The 17202-nt window shown below is 77.2% G+C and carries 14 protein-coding genes; 9 read left to right on the top strand and 5 right to left on the bottom strand.

Annotated elements, in window-relative coordinates:
* Positions 1-8 precede the first annotated feature (8 nt).
* From AC1050_RS01455 to AC1050_RS01435, 5 genes are read left to right on the top strand one after another with little or no spacing between them, the layout of a single operon-like run.
* A complete protein-coding gene (locus AC1050_RS01455) occupies positions 9-857 on the top strand; it encodes a UbiA family prenyltransferase (protein WP_482385604.1) in 849 nt (282 codons plus the stop codon).
* A gap of 1 nt (position 858) precedes the next feature.
* On the top strand, positions 859-1995 hold the full coding sequence (locus AC1050_RS01450; RefSeq protein WP_482387215.1) for a type III polyketide synthase: 1137 nt from the start codon (positions 859-861) through the stop codon (positions 1993-1995).
* On the top strand, positions 1992-2522 hold the full coding sequence (locus tag AC1050_RS01445) for an isoprenylcysteine carboxyl methyltransferase family protein (RefSeq protein WP_482385603.1): 531 nt from the start codon (positions 1992-1994) through the stop codon (positions 2520-2522). The genes AC1050_RS01450 and AC1050_RS01445 overlap by 4 nt, the downstream gene beginning before the upstream one ends.
* The gene (locus tag AC1050_RS01440; RefSeq protein WP_482385602.1) at positions 2519-3550 is read left to right on the top strand and encodes an NAD(P)/FAD-dependent oxidoreductase; all 1032 of its coding nucleotides are present in this window, start codon (positions 2519-2521) and stop codon (positions 3548-3550) included. The genes AC1050_RS01445 and AC1050_RS01440 overlap by 4 nt, the downstream gene beginning before the upstream one ends.
* Before the next feature lie 42 nt (positions 3551-3592).
* On the top strand, positions 3593-4441 hold the full coding sequence (locus AC1050_RS01435) for an alpha/beta fold hydrolase (RefSeq protein ID WP_482385601.1): 849 nt from the start codon (positions 3593-3595) through the stop codon (positions 4439-4441).
* Positions 4442-4447: 6 nt separating this feature from the next.
* On the opposite strand, the gene AC1050_RS01430 is transcribed toward AC1050_RS01435, so the two are convergent.
* The 3 genes from AC1050_RS01430 to AC1050_RS01420 form a co-directional block, all read right to left on the bottom strand.
* Positions 4448-6601, bottom strand: a complete 2154-nt coding sequence (locus tag AC1050_RS01430) for an iron ABC transporter permease (RefSeq protein WP_482385600.1) — start codon at positions 6599-6601, stop codon at positions 4448-4450.
* Between the two features lie 18 nt (positions 6602-6619).
* The gene (locus AC1050_RS01425; RefSeq protein ID WP_482385599.1) at positions 6620-7618 is read right to left on the bottom strand and encodes an ABC transporter substrate-binding protein; all 999 of its coding nucleotides are present in this window, start codon (positions 7616-7618) and stop codon (positions 6620-6622) included.
* 111 nt (positions 7619-7729) lie between these two features.
* Positions 7730-8548: an ABC transporter ATP-binding protein gene (locus AC1050_RS01420; protein ID WP_482387214.1), complete on the bottom strand. Its 819-nt coding sequence runs from the start codon at positions 8546-8548 to the stop codon at positions 7730-7732.
* A gap of 207 nt (positions 8549-8755) precedes the next feature.
* Between AC1050_RS01420 and AC1050_RS01415 the strand changes: the two genes are divergently transcribed.
* Complete coding sequence (locus AC1050_RS01415) at positions 8756-11341, top strand: LamG-like jellyroll fold domain-containing protein (RefSeq protein WP_482385598.1); 2586 nt, start codon at positions 8756-8758, stop codon at positions 11339-11341.
* Between the two features lie 139 nt (positions 11342-11480).
* Here the strand turns inward: AC1050_RS01415 and AC1050_RS01410 are convergent, their stop codons facing one another.
* Together AC1050_RS01410 and AC1050_RS01405 are read right to left on the bottom strand one after the other, a co-directional pair.
* Entirely contained in the window at positions 11481-12269 is a 789-nt protein-coding gene (locus tag AC1050_RS01410; RefSeq protein ID WP_482385597.1) for a class I SAM-dependent methyltransferase, read from the bottom strand.
* Positions 12270-12400: 131 nt separating this feature from the next.
* Positions 12401-14725 carry a glycoside hydrolase family 43 protein gene (locus AC1050_RS01405; RefSeq protein WP_482385596.1) on the bottom strand — a complete coding sequence of 775 codons (2325 nt, stop codon included), beginning with the start codon at positions 14723-14725 and terminating at the stop codon, positions 12401-12403.
* Between the two features lie 181 nt (positions 14726-14906).
* On the opposite strand from AC1050_RS01405, the gene AC1050_RS01400 reads away from it, so the two are divergent.
* The 3 genes from AC1050_RS01400 to AC1050_RS01390 all read left to right on the top strand — a co-directional run bounded on the left by AC1050_RS01400 (position 14907) and on the right by AC1050_RS01390 (position 17199).
* Positions 14907-15398: a PLD nuclease N-terminal domain-containing protein gene (locus AC1050_RS01400; RefSeq protein ID WP_482385595.1), complete on the top strand. Its 492-nt coding sequence runs from the start codon at positions 14907-14909 to the stop codon at positions 15396-15398.
* Between the two features lie 90 nt (positions 15399-15488).
* Positions 15489-16682 (top strand): NAD(P)/FAD-dependent oxidoreductase, encoded by a 1194-nt coding sequence (locus tag AC1050_RS01395; protein ID WP_482385594.1) that lies wholly within the window; start codon positions 15489-15491, stop codon positions 16680-16682.
* A gap of 16 nt (positions 16683-16698) precedes the next feature.
* Positions 16699-17199: a glutathione peroxidase gene (locus tag AC1050_RS01390; RefSeq protein WP_482385593.1), complete on the top strand. Its 501-nt coding sequence runs from the start codon at positions 16699-16701 to the stop codon at positions 17197-17199.
* Positions 17200-17202 lie beyond the last annotated feature (3 nt).

Below are 17202 nucleotides of genomic sequence, written 5' to 3'. Positions count from 1 at the left end.
GGAGGACCATGCCGCCCGCACCCGCGACGACCGCCGGGCGCCGCTCCGTCGCGCTCGTGCGCGCCGCGCACGCGGCGCCGGCCGCCGCGGTGACCCTGTTCGCCGGGGCGTTCGCGGCGGGCGCCGCCGGGGCCGGTCCGGGCCGGGCGCTGCTGGTGGCGGCCGCCGTGCTCGCCGGGCAGCTGTCCGTCGGGTGGTCGAACGACTGGATCGACGCGGGCCGGGACCTGGCCGTCGGGCGCACCGGCAAGCCGGTGGTCTCCGGGGCCGTCACCCCGGACCTGCTGCGGCGCGCGGCCCTGCTGGCGGTCCTGGCCTGCGCGCTGCTGTCGCTGCCGCTCGGGCTGCCGGCCGCGGCGCTGCACCTCGCGCTCGTCGCCGTCGCGTGGGCGTACAACGCGCGGCTCAAGTCGACCGCGTGGTCCTGGGCTCCCTACGCCGTGGCGTTCGGGGGGCTGCCGTCCGTCGCCACCCTGGGCGTGCCCGGCGGCGACGCCTGGGCGCCCTGGTGGGTGACCGCCGGCGCTGCCCTGCTCGGCGTCGGCGCGCACCTGGCGAACGTGCTGCCCGACCTGGAGGACGACGCGGCCACCGGCGTGCGCGGCCTGCCGCACCGGCTGGGCCGACAGGGCACGGCGTTCGCCGCCGCCGCCGTCCTGCTGGTCGCGGTCCTGGTCGTCGTCCTGGCCCCCGCGGGCGCGCCCGGTCCCCTGGCGCTGGCAGCCCTGGCCGGGGCGACCGCGCTCGCGGCCTCCGCGGTCGGCGTCGCGCTCACCCGGCCGGCCAGCCGGTGGCCGTTCGGCGCGGCGATGGCGGTCGCCGGGCTGGCGGTCGTGCTGCTGGTCACGCAGGGCTGACCTGCCGGTCCGGTCGCGGTCGCGAGGGCACCGCGAGAGGATCCGGTGCATGTCGCGGATCCTGGCCGTCGCCCCCGTCCTGCCGGACCACGTCTACCCCCAGGCGGAGATCACCGCCGAGATCGCCGGGCTGGTCACGCGCGACCCGCGGCGCCGGGCCCTGCTCGAGCGCGTGCACGCCTCCAGCGGGATCGAGACCCGGCACCTGGCGCTCCCGCTGGAGAAGTACGCCGGCCTGTCGTCGTTCGGCGAGACCAACGACGTGTTCCTGCGCGAGGGCGCCGAGCTCGCCCTGCGGGCCGTGCAGGACGCGCTCGCCGCGGCCGGGCTGCAGCCCCGCGACGTGGACCACCTGTTCTTCACCACCGTCACCGGTGTCTCGGCGCCCTCCCTGGACGCCCTGCTGGTCGAGCGCCTGGGCCTGCGCCCCGACGTGCGCCGGGTGCCGAGCTTCGGGCTCGGCTGCGCCGGTGGCGCCGCCGGCCTGGCCCGGGTGCACGACCACCTGGTCGGGCACCCGGACGAGGTGGCCGTCCTGCTGTCGGTCGAGCTGTGCTCGCTCACCCTCCAGCACGACGACGACTCCACCGCGAACCTCGTCGCGTGCGGGCTGTTCGGGGACGGCGCGGCGGCCGCGGTCCTGGTGGGCGACCACCGGGCGGCTGCGCTGGGCCTCGACGGCCCGTCCGTCGTCGGCACCCGCAGCACGCTGTACCCCGGCACGGCAGGGGACCTCGGGTGGCAGGTGGGCGGCTCGGGGTTCCGCATCGTGCTGTCGGGCGGGATGGCCGACACCGTCGCCGCGCACGCCGCCGAGGACGTCGGCGCGCTGCTCGCACCGCTCGGCCCCGGCGAGGACTCCCCCGCCGACGTCGCGCGCTGGGTGGTGCACCCCGGCGGCCCCAAGATCCTGGACGCGGTCGAGCAGGCGCTCGGGCTCCCGCCCGAGGCCCTCGCGCGCAGCCGCGCGTCGCTCGCCCGCGCCGGCAACCTGTCGTCGGCGGCCGTGCTGCACGTCCTGGCCGACACCCTGGACGGACCACCCCCGGACCCCGGGGCCCTGGGCGCGGTGCTCGCGTTCGGGCCCGGGGTCACGGCGGAGCTGGTCGCCCTGCGCTGGCCCGAGGAGGCCCGATGAGCTCGCTGCTGTGGTTCGACGTCCTGATCGCCCTGACCGCGCTCGAGCGGCTGGCAGAGCTCGTGGTGTCCGCGCGCAACGCCCGGTGGTCGTTCGCCCGCGGGGCAGTGGAGTCGGGCCGCGGGCACTTCCCGGCGATGGTCGCGCTGCACACCGGCCTGCTCGTGGCGTGCGTGGTCGAGGTGCACGCGGCCGACCGGCCGTTCCTGCCGTGGCTGGGCTGGCCCGCGCTGGTGCTGGTCCTGGCGAGCCAGGCGCTGCGCTGGTGGTGCATCGCCACCCTCGGCCCGCGGTGGAACACCCGGGTGATCGTCGTGCCCGACCTGCCGCTGGTCAGCCGGGGTCCCTACCGGTGGATCCCGCACCCCAACTACGTGGCCGTCGTGGTCGAGGGCGTCGCGCTGCCCCTGGTGCACACGGCGTGGGTGACCGCGCTGGCCTTCACGGTGCTGAACGCGGTGCTGCTGCTCGGGTTCCGGATCCCCGCCGAGGAGCGGGCGCTGCAGGCGGCGGTGACCCGGGCGTGAGCAGGGCGCACGACGCCGACGTGCTGGTGGTCGGCGGCGGCCCGGTCGGCCTGGCCGCGGCGGTCGAGGCCCGGCTGGCCGGGCTGTCCGCCGTCGTCGCCGAGCCCCGCGGCACCCCGGTCGACAAGGCCTGCGGCGAGGGTCTGATGCCGCGCGCGGTCGACGCGCTCGCCCGCTGGGGCGTCGAGCCCGTCGGCCGCCCGCTGGCGGGCATCGCGTACGTCCGGGACGACCTGCGCGCGGAGCACCGGTTCGCCGGCCCGCCGGGGCGCGGCGTGCGGCGGACCGTGCTGCACGCGGCGCTCGCGGACCGCGCCGAGGCGCTCGGGGTCGAGCGGGTCACGACCAAGGTCACCACCCTCGACCAGGACGGCGACGGCGTCACCGCGGGCGGGGTGCGCGCCCGCTGGCTGCTCGGCTGCGACGGCCTGCACTCGACCGTGCGCCGGCTGGCCGGGCTGGAGGCGCCCGCGGTGCGCCGGCACCCGCGCCGGTTCGGCGTGCGGCGGCACTACCGCGTGGCGCCGTGGACCGACCTGGTCGAGGTGCACTGGGGCCGCCGGGCCGAGGCCTACGTGACGCCGGTCGGCCCGGACCTGGTCGGCGTCGCCCTGCTGGGCCCGGCACCGATCGACGTGGACGCCGAGCTGGCCGGGATGCCCGCGCTCGCCGGCCGGCTCGCCGGTGCGCCCGTGGCCGCGTCGGACCGGGGGGCCGGACCGCTCCGGCAGCGGACCCGGGCGCGCACCGCCGGCCGGGTCCTGCTGGTCGGGGACGCCTCGGGTTACGTCGACGCGCTGACCGGCGAGGGGCTGCGGCTCGGCTTCGCGCAGGCCCGGGCGGCGATCGCGCACCGGGACGACCCCGCGGGCTACGAGCGCGCGTGGGCGGCGGCGACCCGGGACTACCGGCTGCTGACGACGACGCTCGTCGCCGCCGCGACCTCCCCGCTGCGCGGCGCGCTGGTGCCCGCCGCCGTGCGCCTGCCCCCGGTGTTCGCCGGCGCGGTGGAGCGGCTCGCGCGCTGACCGGCCGGCCGGGGCCGGCCACCGCTCGGCTACCGTCGCCCGGTGACGTCCGCACCCGACCCGGCTCCCACCGTCAGCACCGCCCGCACCGTCGGCACCGTCCGGACCGCCCGAGCCGACGACGGGGTCGACCTCCTGTGGCAGGAGCAGGGCTCCGGCAGCCCCGTGCTGCTGCTGCAGGGCCAGGCGACGCCGATGGCGGGCTGGGACCCCGTCGCCGCCGACCTCGCGACGCGGTTCCGGGTGCTGCGCGCCGAGCAGCGCGGCACCGGCGGCAGCGCCCCGGGGCCCGCGGGCGAGGTCCCGGCGGACCGGTTCACCACCCGGGCGCTGGCCGCGGACGTGCGGGCGGTGCTGGACGCCGCGGGCGTCGAGCGGGTCCAGGTGGTGGGGCACTCGATGGGCGGCAAGATCGCGCAGTGGCTCGCGGTCGACGCCCCGGAGCGGGTCGCGTCGCTCGTGCTGCTCGCGACCAGCGCCGGCGCGGGCGACGGCGTCCCCCGCGACGCCGAGGCGCACCGGCTGCTGCTGGGCGGGGACCCCGCCGACCGCCGCCGGCTGTTCTTCGCGGACGACTGGGCGGCCGCCCACCCCGACGCGGTGCGGGCGTTCTTCGCGCTCGACGCCGGCCGGCCGGTGCTGCGGGCGCTGTACCGGGCCAGCACCACGCACGACGCCCTGGCGGTGCTGCACCGGATCACGGGGCCGACGCTGGTCGTGCACGGCACCCAGGACCGGCTGGCGGCGCTCGCGTCGGCGGAGCGGATCGCCGCGGAGGTCCCCGGCGCCGCGCTCGTCGCCGTTCCCGGCGCCGGGCACGGGCTGCACCTGGACAGCGCGCCGGCCGCGGCCGCGGTGCGCGACTTCCTCGCCCGGCACGCGGCGGGCTGAGCCGGCTCAGCGGCGCGACGCGGCCCGCATCCGCCAGAGCAGCCACAGGAAGTACGGCGTGCCCACCACGGCGGTGACCAGGCCAGCGGGCAGCTGCGCCGGGGCGATGGCGGTCCGCCCGACCACGTCCGCGACGGCCACCAGCGCCGCACCGAGCAGCACCGTCATCGGCAGCAGCCAGCGGTGCCGCTTGCCGATCAGCATCCGCGCGGCGTGCGGGGCCACCAGCCCGACGAACACGATCGGCCCGATCGCCGCGGTCGCGGCCGCGGTGAGCAGCACCGCGACGGCGACGTGCAGGTTCCGGGACCGCGGCAGGTCCACGCCCAGCACCCGGGGCGTCAGGTCGTCGACCTGCACCAGGTCCAGGTCGCGGTGCGTGCGGGCGACCACGACCAGGCCGATCACCAGCGCCACGGCCATCGGCACCAGCTGCGGCGTCCCCGCGCCGAACGTCGAACCGCCCAGCCAGGTGATCGCCCGGTTCTGGTTCCACGGGTCCGTCCGCACCAGCAGCAGCGTGGTGACCGCGCTGGCGGCGGCCCCCGTCCCGAGGCCCACCAGGACCATCCGGCCCGCCGACCCGCCGGAGCCCGCGCCGAAGACGAGCACGCCCGCGGCGATCGCGCCGACCAGCGCGCCGGTGAACACGAGGGCGAACGAGGGGGCGGCGGCGACCACGATGACCACCACGGCGCCGAGTCCGGCGGCGTGCGCGACCCCGAGCACGCCCGGGTCGGCCAGCGGGTTCCGGGTGACGGTCTGGATCAGCCCGCCCGCCAGCGCCAGGCACGCCCCGGCGAGCATGGCGGCCGCGACCCGCGGCACCCGGGAGTCGAGGATGATGTCCAGCCGCACCGAGGCGCGCCCCGCCAGCCAGTTCTGCACGTCCCCGAGCAGCACCGTCCGGTCCCCGAGCAGCACGCCCGCCACCAGCACGACGACCACCAGCAGCACCGCGATCCCGAGGAGCACCGCGGGCGCGCGCCGGGACAGCGCGCTGCCCGCGCGGAGCGTGACCAGGGTGTCGGGCTCGAGCGCGGCGCGGGCCCGCCGGGCCAGCAGGACCAGGGCGACCGCGCCGATCAGGCTGGTCACCACTCCGGTGGGCACCGTGACGCCGCTGATCGCCCCGAACACCGCGCGCAGCGCGACGTCGGCGGTGAGGACCAGCGCGGTCCCCGCGACCGCGGCCGCCGGGATCAGCACCCGGTGCCGGGTCAGCGGGGGCACCCAGGTGGCGAGCAGCCGCACCAGCAGCGGCGCGCACAGCCCGACGAACCCGATGGGTCCGGTGACGGTCACGGCGCAGGTGGCCAGCAGCACGGCGAGCACCACCCCGACCAGCCGGGTGCGGCCGACGTCCACGCCGAGCGAGCGCGCCGCGTCGTCCCCGAGCTGCAGCAGGTCCAGCCGGCGGCCGAGCAGGAGCAGCCCCGCGAACGCGACGAGCACGACCGGCAGCACCGCGCGCACGGTGCCCATGCCGTTCTGCCCGAGCGACCCGGCGCCCCACGCGAACAGCCCCTGCGTCTCCCAGGGGAACAGCACCAGCAGCGCCTGCGTGACGGAGGCCAGGCCGAGGGTGATCGCGGTCCCGCCGAGCACCAGCCGGATCGGCGACGCCGCGGCTCCCCCGGACAAGCCGATGACGACCCCCGCCGCCGCGAGGCCGCCGGCGAACGCGACCACCACGCCGGGCAGCGCGCCCAGGGACGCCCCGAGCACGGCAGCAGCCGTGACGGCCAGGTGCGCGCCCGCGTTGACGGCCAGCGTGTCGGGCGCGGCCAGCGGGTTGCGCGCGATGCCCTGCAGCGCGGCACCGGAGGCGCCGAGCGCGCAGCCGACCAGCACGCCGGCGGCGAGGCGGGGCAGCCGCGACGACGTGACGACGGCGGCCGCCTGGTCGAGACCGCCCTGCCCCGTCAGCGCCCGCCACAGCTCGCCGACGGTCACGTCGGCGGTGCCCTGCGTCAGGTGCCACGTCGCGGCCGCGACCAGCCAGACGACCAGCGCCGTCAGCGCGACGGCGGTGCGGGCGGACCGGCGGGGGCCGGGGCCGGGGACGCCCGTCCCCTCCGGGAGGCCGGCGGCGGGCGGGCCCGCGACCCGCGCCGGGGTGGCGTCGGGTCGCGGGCTGCGCGGGAGCGAGGTGGTCACGGTCGGCTCAGGTGGTGGTCACTCGGCGGTGAGCTGCGCGACCAGGTCGTCCGACCAGCCGGCCAGCGACTCCGGGCCGCCGTAGGCCCAGATGCCGACGCCGGCGCGGTAGACGTGACCCTCCTGCACGAACGGCAGGGACTGCCAGACCGGGTTGGACGCGAGCACCGTCTCGACGACGTCGTCCTCGGAGTCGTTGCCCCAGTAGAGGAAACGCGTGTCCGCCGGCAGCGCGGTCAGGCCCTCGACGTCGACGTACGACAGCCCGTAGGCGTCGTCACCCGGGTCGGTGGTCGCGGCGGTCAGGCCCATGGCGTCCGCCACGGCCTGGAACGACGACCGCGGGCCGTGCATGCGGATCGACACGTTCGCGCCCTCGGCGTACGGGGAGGCGAACACGATCGGCGTGCCCTCCAGGCCGGCGGCGGCGATCGCGGCGGCGTTCTCGGCGACCTTGGCCTCGGACGCCTCGATGACCTCGTCCGCCTTGTCGTCCGCGCCGACCAGGGTGGCGACGGAGCGGAACGTGTCCTCGACGTAGCCGATCGGGTCCTCGGCCGAGGCGCCGTCGAACAGGGCGACGGGTGCGATGCGCTCCATCTGCTCCATGGCGCCCTCGGGGACCGAGGACGTCACGCCGATGATCAGGTCGGGCTCGAGGTCGGCGATCGCCTCGATCGAGGGCTCCCCGCGGGTGCCGACGTCCTCCGGCTCGCCCTCCAGCGGCACCACGGCGCCGACCCAGGAGGTGTAGCCCTCGACGTCCGCCGCGCCCACCGGGGTCACGTCGAGCGAGGTGAGCATCTCGGTCTGCATCCACTCCAGCGACACGACGCGGGTGGCCGGGGCGTCCAGCTCGACGGTCTCGCCGCGGTCGTCGGTGATCGACACCGGCCCGCCCGCAGCGGCGGCCGTGGTCGAGGCGTCGCTCGTGGGCTCGTCGGTGGTGCCGCAGGCCGACAGGGCGGCCAGCGCGCCGACGGCCACCAGGGCCGTGAGCGTGCGTCGCGTGGTCATGGTTCCTCGTGTCTGCGCGGAGGTTCAGGGCGTCCGCGCGTCGCGCCCGTGGAGCCGCGCCGGTGGCGCGGTGGTCGTGGCAGTGGTCGTCGGGGGTGGTGCGGTGCCGTGTCAGGCGCCGACGGCGGCCGGTTCCCCGGCCGGGGCGAGCCGGCGCAGCTGCAGCCGCGGTGCGTGCACGCCGAGGTGCCCGGTGCCCGGGTCGGCGCGGACGACGATGTCGATCTCGTAGACCTCGCTGAGGAGCGCCGACGTGAGCGACCGCTCCGGCGGGCCGTCGGCGACCACCTGCCCGCGGCTCAGCACCAGCACCCGGTCCGCGACCGCCGCGGCCTGCTCGAGGTCGTGCAGCACCACCCCGACCGCGACGCCGTGCGCGTCGGCGAGCGACCGCATGAGCTCGAGCACCTCGACCTGGTACCGCAGGTCCAGGTGGTTGGTCGGCTCGTCCAGCAGCAGCACGCCCGTGTCCTGGGCGAGCGCCGAGGCGAACCACACGCGCTGCACCTGGCCGCCGGACAGCGTGTCGACGTCGTCGCCCGCGAGGTCGGCGATGCCCGCCAGCGCGAGCGCGCGGTCGACCGCCGCGCGGCCGTCCGGGTCGGTGCCGCGCCAGCCCTGCCGGTGCGGGTGCCGGCCGAACTCGACCGCGTCGCGGACGGTGATCCCGGCGGGCGTCGGCCGGGACTGCGCGAGCAGCGTCACCTGTCGGGCGAAGTCGCGCGCCGACAGCGCGGACGCGTCCGCTCCGGCCAGCGCGACGTCGCCGGCCGAGAGCCGCTGCAGCCGGGCCATGCCGCGCAGCAGCGTCGACTTGCCGGAGCCGTTCGGCCCGACCAGGGCCGTCACCCGGCCCGCCGCCAGCTCGACGCTGGCGCCGGTGACGACCGGGTCGCCGCCGTAGCCGATGCTGACGTCGGCGGCGGACATCGCGGGGTGGTGGACAGGCACGGACGGACCTTAGCCAAGCCTTACCTCAGATGGCAATCCACCGCGCCCCGCTCCCGCGCACCCGCACCCGGGGTTCGGCCAGGGTGCACAGCCCGGACCGGGGCGCGACACCGGGCGTTCACGGCGGGTGACCAGGCTGCCTGCGCGCCGACCGGCGCGCCCCCACCACCCCGGGAGACCACGTCCGTGAGCCCTGCACCTCGCACCGCTCCCCTCGCGGCGACGCTGACCGTCGCCCTGGCGGCCGGCCTGCTCGCCGCCGCCCTGCCCGCCGCCTCGGCGGCCCCGCCCGCTCCGGCAGCCGGGTCCGTGCTGCCCGCCGCGGCCTCCGACGAGCCGGGCTCCCGGTTCACGCTCGCCGTGCTGCCGGACACCCAGTTCTACTCGCGGTACTCCGCCGACCAGTTCCTCCCCCGCTACGGCACCGACCCGTACCGGGAGCAGACCCGGTTCCTGGTCGAGCAGGCCGACGCGCTCAACATCCCGTTCGTGGCGCACGTGGGCGACGTCGTCGACCGGGTCGGCACCGCCGCCGAGTGGCAGGCGGCCAGCACCGCCATGGACACCCTCGAGGCCGGCGGGCTGCCCTACTCGATCCTGCCGGGCAACCACGACGTGCGGAACTCCGACGACACGCTCGCGGACGTCGACTACGACCTCGCGGCCGAGCCCTACCTGGACTGGTTCGGCCCGGACCGCGCCGCCCGCCAGCCGACGTACCGGGGCAGCGACCCGACCGGCCTGAGCCAGTACCACGTGTTCGAGGCCGAGGGCCAGGAGTTCGGCGTGCTCGCGCTCGCCTGGCGGATCTCCGACCAGACGGTGCAGTGGGCGAAGGACGCGATGGCCGCGCACCCCGACGTGCCGTTCGTGCTCACGACGCACTCGCTCCTGAACGTCGACGCCGACCAGACCACGCCGCGGGACACCGCGTACGGCGAGTGGCTCTGGGACGAGCTGATCGCGGGCAGCGACCAGATCTTCCTCACGTTCAACGGGCACTTCCACGGCGCGACGCAGCAGACCCGGACCAACGACCTCGGGCACAGCGTGACGAACGTGCTGATCGACTACCAGATGGCCTACGAGGGCGGGAACGGGTACCTGGGGCTGGTCGAGATGGACCTCAGCCACGACACCCTCACGCTGCAGACGGCGTCGCCGTGGGTCACCGCCAAGCCCCAGGAGATGCTCACCGGCTACGACCAGCCGCTGCTGGACGGCCCGGGCCAGCGCTTCACCCTGGACCTGGACTACAGCGAGCGGTTCGCCGGGTTCGCCCCCGACTTCCAGGCGGGGACCGGCACCTGGCCGTCGCTGACCCAGAAGGCCCGCGACCTGCTGCTGGACGGCTTCGTCGGCCCGGACCCCGTCACCACCGAGACCCCCGGCAACGCCCTGGACTTCGCCGAGGCCGAGGGCACCGTGGCGCACTGGCGGATGAACGGCCTGCCCGAGGGCGTGCTGCCCGAGGGCGGCGTCGTCCCCGACGTCGCGCACGGCAACGACCTGACGCGGGCCGCGATCGACCCCGCGGTGACCACCGCGCAGCCGGGCGACGTGACCGTGGTGCACGGCGGCGTGCACGGGTTCTCCTCGGACGGCGCCGCCGTGTGCTTCGCGAACTCGTCCGCGGACCGGTTCAGCTACCTCACCACCGCCGCCGGCGCCCCGGCCAACGCCGAGACGTTCCCCGACGGCTACACCATCGAGACGTTCCTCCAGGTCGACCCCTCCTGGACCGCGGACGCCAACGGCTGGTCCAAGGCCGTGGTCCGGTCCGGCAACCGCTCGCAGCTGCCCGGCATGCCCTGGTCGCAGTGGGACTACACCGCCTCCCCCGTCGCGCTCGGCGTGTCCAACCTGCGCGAGCTGCAGTACACCGAGGTCCCGGGGGTCACCACCAAGGGCGACCGCACCGCGTGGTCCGGCGAGATCCTCGTCGACAAGTGGATCCACGTCGCGGTGGTCAACGACCCGGCCGCCGCCAGCACGACGATGTACGTCGACGGCGCGCCCGTGCTCCGCAACGCCACCGACTCCGGCGGCCAGTCGATCCAGGCGACCATGCCGTGGCTGCTCGGCGCGGACTGGGTGGACGACGGCGCCCGCAACGGCTGGAACGGCTGCATCGGCGAGACCCGCGTGATCGACCGTCCGACCACGCAGGCCGAGTGGCTGACGCAGCGCGCGGACCTCGGCACGCTGGCCGTCACCGACGCGCCCTCGGGCGACCTCGCCGCGGGCACCACGGTCACCGCGCTGCGCGGGACCGGCGCCCCCGGCGCGGTCGTCACCGTGACCGACACCGGCGCCGCCGGGGCCCGCGCGGCCGCCGCGGCCGCCGCGGTCCCCGCCTCGCTCGCCGGCTCCGCCGTCGTCGCGACGGACGGCACCTGGACGGTCACGTACGCCGGGGCGCTGCCCGCCGGCCGGTACGCGGGCCAGGTCGTCCAGGCGCTCGGCACCCGCGCCTCCGCCCCGGTCGACGTGGCCTTCGCCCTCGCGGCTGCGCCCGTCCCCGGCGCGCCCGGTGGCGTGCCCGGTGCCCCGGGCGGCGTCCCCGGTGCCCCCGGTGGCGTGCCCGCGGCACCCGGCGACCCGGTGCTGCCCGGTGGGTCCGGCGGGTCCGGGGCGTCCGGCGGCGCGCTCGCCCGGACCGGCTCGGACGTCGCGGCCGTCGTCCTCGCGGCGCTCGCCGCCCTGGCGATCGGCGGGACGGGCGTGCTCGTGCGCCGGCGCTACCGGACGGCCGTCACGGACCTCGACTGACGGTCCGGACCACCGGTCGCGGACCACGGCGCCGGGACGGCGGGCAGCTGCTCGTCGTCCCGTCGCCGCCCCGGGGCGGGTGGTCGGGCGGGCGGGTGGTCAGGCGGGCGGGCGGGTGGTCAGGCGGGCGGGCGGGTGGTCAGGCGGGCGTGCGGCCGACCAGCAGCCGGAAGGTGTTGCGGAACCGGTAGCCGCCGTCGGCCGTCCGGAACGGCCGGGCCGCCCGCAGGACCACCGGCCCGCGGTCCGCGAGCCCCGCCGCGTCCTCCCCGAGCAGCGCACCCCGCACCAGCGCGTCGTCGTCGGCCGCGGTCCACGGCACGTCGACCAGCTCCACGTGCTCGACGACCAGCCCGGCACCGCGCAGCAGGGCGCGGGCCGGCTCGTCGTGCCGCACGGGGCTCTCCTCCGCGGGCGGCTCGCCGTCGTCCTCGGCCAGCGCGGCCTCGACGGCGTCCAGCTCCACCAGCGCCCGGTCGGCCCACCCGCAGACCGCGACCAGCCCGCCGGGCGTCGTCACCCGCACGGCCTCCGCCAGCGCCGCTCCGGGGTCGTCCGCCACGTGCAGCACGTTCACGGCGGTGACGACGTCGAACGACCCGTCCGGCCAGGGCAGCGCCTCCGCGGACGCCACCCGGACGTCGGCTCCCGGTGCTGCCTGCCGGGCCAGTGCCACCATCCCGGCGGCGACGTCGGCGCCCGCCACCCGCGCACCGGCGTCGGCGAGCACGGCGAGCAGCTCCCCGCTGCCGCACCCGACGTCGAGCACCCGCGTCCCGGCACCGGCGCCCGTGGCGGCGACCAGGGCGCGCCGGGCCGGGTCGGCGAACGCCCCCCACAGCGCCACCCAGTCCCCCGCCAGCGCCGACCACGGGTCGACGTCGTCGTCCTTGTGCCCGTCCGTCCACCGGTCCTTCGCCGCCGTCATGCCCTCATCCTCCCCCGCCACCCCCCCGGCCGACCCGGCCCCGAGGTCGAGGGGTTGCGACGAGGTCGAGGGGTTGCGGCCGCGCCGTGGCGGCAACCCCTCGACCTCGCGGCACGACGCCCCGGGCGTCGTCAGTCGGACCAGACGCGCAGGTGCTCGAAGCGGGCCGTCGCGCGGGGGTCGGTGCCGTTCCAGCCGTGCGACACCAGGCCGACGCGCAGGTCCGTGCCGGGCGGGAAGGTCCAGGTGCCGCCGGCGACCCACGTCGTGCCGTCCGTGCTGGTGAGGGCCTGCACCTCGTGCTCGCCGGCGTCGTCGGTGCGGTGCACCAGCCGGAGCCAGGTGGTGTCCCCCGGCGGGCCGACGATGGTGCCGCCGTACTGCAGCCGGCCTGCGTACGGCGTCTCGTAGCCGAACTCGGCCTGCCTGGTGTTCCAGATCGCCACGTGCGACAGCCGCGCGAACAGGTCGTCGTCCGCGTACGCCACCAGACCCGCCTGCTGGAAGTTGCGCACGTCGTCGACGCCGACGTCGAGCCGCACGGCGGTCTCGGCGGTCCAGTCGCCGTCCGGGACGTCGCGCAGCAGCAGGCCCGCGTCGTTGCCCGAGCCGGTCAGGTCGGCCTGCTCCACCGGCCAGACCAGCGCGCCGCCCTCGACCGTCGTCTCCGGCTCGCGCACCGCGGTCCACCCGGCGCCGAGGCCGTCGTCGAACGTGACGTCGTCGAGCAGGGAGCCGGTGGCGGGCAGCGGGGCGCGCTCGGTCACCGGCACGGCGAGCGGCACGGCGCTGAGGTCGTCGACGTGCACCCCGCCCGACTGCGCGAGCGCCCCGGCCGGGCTCGTGGCGGTGCGGCGCCGCAGGTCCAGGGCGACCTCCGCCAGGGGGTCGCCGAGGCGGGCGTGGCTCACCTCGGCACGCGCCGTGCGCCCCTCGACCTCGAGCACCACGGCGTGCCAGGTGGACCAGTCCACGCCGGCGGGCAGCGGCACCGAGGCCCGGGCCGAGCCGGATCGCAGCTCCAGCCGCCCGGCCCGCGGGTCGACCACCGCGCGGACGTCGCCCGCGACCACGCCGCCGGACGCGCGGGCGTCCAGGCGCACGTCCGCCTCGACCCGCACGTCCCCGCGCGGGCTGCGGCTCGAGACCAGGGTGCCGGCCGCCCGGGACACCGCGTGCGGGCCGCCCTGCGGGTCGGTCGCCGCCGCCCGCCAGGCCGATCCGCGCCAGGGGCCGCGCAGCCCCTCGTCGAACCCGGTCACCGCCCGCCCCGACGTGACCGGGGCGGGCTGCGCGTCGTCCGACGGGCCGGTCCCGGCGTTCACGACGGGCCAGCCGTCGATCCAGTCCAGGCGGTCGATCAGCATCGGGCGCTCGTTGATGCCCTCGGTGCCGTCCAGGTACGGGTCGCCGCGGTCGATGGCGTGGTAGACCGCCCAGTCCTGGCCGGCCAGGTCGGTCACCACGGCGTTGTGGCCGGTGCCCACCCAGGCGTCGCCGTCGGGGGCGACGACCGGCGTCCCGCCGGCCCGCGACTGCAGCAGCGGCACGCCCTCGCGGTCGACGTACGGCCCGGTGATCTGCTCGGACCGCCCCACGTGCACGCTGTAGCCCGTCGTCGGGCCGGCGCAGCAGTTGGCGGAGGAGACGAACAGGTACCAGTACCCGTCGCGCCACAGCGTGTACGCGCCCTCGTACTTGTTGTCGACGGTCACCTGGACCGGCTCGCCGACCGCTTCCGTCCCGGTGTCGTCGAGCTCGGTGACCCAGATGCCGCCGTAGTACGAGCCGTAGAACAGGTGCTCCGTGCCGTCCGGCCCGGTGACGTGCGACGGGTCGAACGTCCACAGGAAGTCGTCGGGCCCGCCGGCGCCCGGCCGCGGGTCCACCACGGCGTCGCCGGAGTCCGTCCACGGCCCCGTCGGGGTCGGAGCCGTCGCGACGCCGATCGCCCCGTCGCCCGCGCCGGGCGTGGTGGTCGTCTCGGTGACGACGTAGTAGAGCCGGTACTGGCCGTCGACGTACCGGACGTCCGGCGCCCACAGGGCCGCGCCCCGGTCGGCGTCGGCCCACGCGGGCAGCGTGTCCTCCGTGAAGGCGTCGCCGACGTACTCCCAGTCGACCAGGTCGGTCGAGCGCGACACCGGCAGCAGGTGCCGGGTGCCCTCGCCCTCCCGCAGCGGGTCGGTGGTGCCGTAGGCGTACCACCAACCGTCCTGGCCCCGGATCACCGCCGGGTCGGCGTAGGTGTCGGCGAACCCGGCGCTCACCGGGTTGGTGTACGTCCCGCCGCCGCCGTGCCCCCCGCCGCCGTGGCCTCCACCGCCGTGCCCCCCGCCGCCGTGGTCGCCGGCCACCGCCGCCGGGGTGAGGGCCGCCAGGGCCAGGACGAGGACGGGGACCACGGCGCGGCGCAGGGTGCGCCGGTGCCGGGCCTCGCGGGTGCGCTGATCCATCGCCGGGCTCCTTCGACCGAACGGGTGGTGGTCCTCTTCTACCGCCGAACCACCCGTGCCCGCCAGTGGGGGCACCGCTCGGCCGCCCGGGTGACGGCGGCGAACCCGCACCCCCGTTCGCCGGACAGCCGGGGGCCCGCTCCCCTACGGTCGGTCCCGTCCACGACGAAGGGGGTCCGGCGTGCTGCGGCTGCTGCCGATCATCATCGAGCTCGGCCTGCTGGTCTACTGCCTGGTCGACTGCATCCAGACGGACTCCGTGCTGGTGCGCAACCTGCCCAAGGGCGGGTGGATCCTGCTGATCGTCGTCCTCCCGCTCGTGGGCGGCATCGCCTGGCTGGTCGCCGGGCGCCCGGAGCGCGGCGCACGTGCGCCGGGCGTCCCCTGGCCGAGCACCGCCACGGCGGGGTTCCCCGAGTACGAGCGCCCTCGGCCGCTCGGCCCGGACGACGACCCCGGGTTCCTGGCCGCCGACCGCGAGTCCGACCGCCGCCACGAGGAGATGCTCCGCGACTGGGAGGCGCAGCTGCGCGCCCGCGAGCAGGGGCTGGCCGGCGACGCCCGGCCCGCCGGCGACCCGGCACCGGCCGGGGACGCGGCACCGGTCGGCGACGCCCGGCCCGTCGACGACGCCCCGCCCCTCGACGACGCGGGTCCGGCCGCACGCGGCTGACCGTCGTCGGACCTGCTCAGGGCGCGGGTTCCGGCCCGCGCGCCTAGCGTGGCGGGGGTCCGCGTCCCCCACGCAGAGCAGGTGCGCCCCATGACCGGTCCCCGGCGGCACGACGTGCTGGTCCTCGGCGGCGGCAACGCCGGCCTGTCCCTGGCCGGGCGGCTCCGGCGGGACGGCTGCCGCGACGTCGCGGTGGTCGAGCCGCGAGCGGTGCACCACTACCGGCCGCTGCTGTCGTACGTCGCGTCGGGCGCCGCCACGCTGGAGGAGCTGCGCCGCCCGCAGGCCGAGGTGATCCCGGAGGGCGTGCGCTGGTACACCGACCACGTGGCGTCGGTCGACCCGGAGCGGTGGACGGTCCGGCTGGCCGACGGCACGGAGCTGGTCTACGGCGACCTCGCGGTCTGCCCGGGCTCCGAGGTCGACTGGGACGCGATCCCGGGGTCCCGCGACGCCGTCGCCACCCCGCACGCGGCGACCAGCTACCTGCCGGAGCAGGCCGCGACGACCTGGACGATGCTGTCGTCGCTCACGTCGGGCCGGGCCGTCTTCGTGATCTCCGACCGGCACGTGCCGTGCGCGCCGGTCGGGCTGAAGCCGCTGTTCGCCGCCACGGACCACTGGCGCAGCACCGGCGTGCTCGGCGACGTCGAGGTCGACCTGCTGGTCGAGGCGCCGCACCTGGTCCGGCACGCGCGGGGCGACCGCGAGCTGCGTGCCGCCGCGGACCGCTACGGCGTGCAGGTCCGGCTGAGCACCACGGTCGAGGCGGTCGACGCCGAGGCGCGGACGCTGCGGCTCCGCGGCCCGCAGGGCGCGAGCACCAGCACGTACGACGCCCTCTACCTGGCTCCCCCGCACCGCGCGTACGGCTGGATCGCGGCGAGCGGGCTGGCGACGGCCGGCAGCGAGGGGTTCGTCGCGGTCGACCCGCGCACCCTCCAGCACGTCACCCACCCGGCCGTCTGGGGGCTCGGCGACGCCGCGACGGTCGGCACCCTGCCCTCGGGCGGCGCGCTGCGCAAGCAGGTGCCGGTGGTCGCCCGCAACATCCAGGCGCGCCGCACGGGCCGGCCGATGGCGGAGTACGACGGCTACTCGATCGCGCCCGTCACGACGTCGCGCTCCCGGCTGCTGCTGGCCGAGTTCGACCGCGACGGCACGCCGCAGCCGACCGTGCCGTTCCCCGAGCTCGCCCGGCCGCGGGCGAGCCTGCGGCTGTTCGACCGCTGGCTGGAGCCGCAGATCTACTGGCACAAGCTGCTGCCCGGCAAGGTGTCCTGAGGTGCAGGATGAGCCCGTGCACCTCGACGACATCCCGGTGACGACCCTCCGCGGTCGCGCGACCACCTTCGGCGAGCTCGTCGACGGTCGCGTGGCGCTGGTCGTCAACGTGGCGTCCCGGTGCGGCCTCGCGCCGCAGTACGAGCAGCTGGAGGCGCTGCACCGGGACTACGGCGCCCGCGGGCTGACCGTCGTCGGGGTGCCGAGCAACCAGTTCCTGCAGGAGCTGGCGAGCGCCGACGCGATCGAGGAGTACTGCTCCACCACCTGGGGCACGACGTTCCCGATGCTGGAGAAGGCCAAGGTCAACGGCCGGCACGCGCACCCGCTGTACCAGCACCTCACCCAGGTGCCGGACGACACCGGCAAGGCCGGGCGGATCACCTGGAACTTCGAGAAGTTCCTGGTCGCCCCCGACGGCCGGGCCCGCCGGTTCCGCCCGCGGGTGCTGCCCGACGCGCCGGAGGTCGTCTCCGCGATCGAGGACCTGCTCGGCGCCCGCGCCGACGAGGCGTAGGCG

It is taken from the genome of Cellulomonas sp. NEAU-ZC6, from assembly GCF_056844425.1.
The sequence above is the reverse complement of the archived record's forward strand: the minus strand, read 5'-3'. Positions and strand labels throughout refer to the sequence as shown.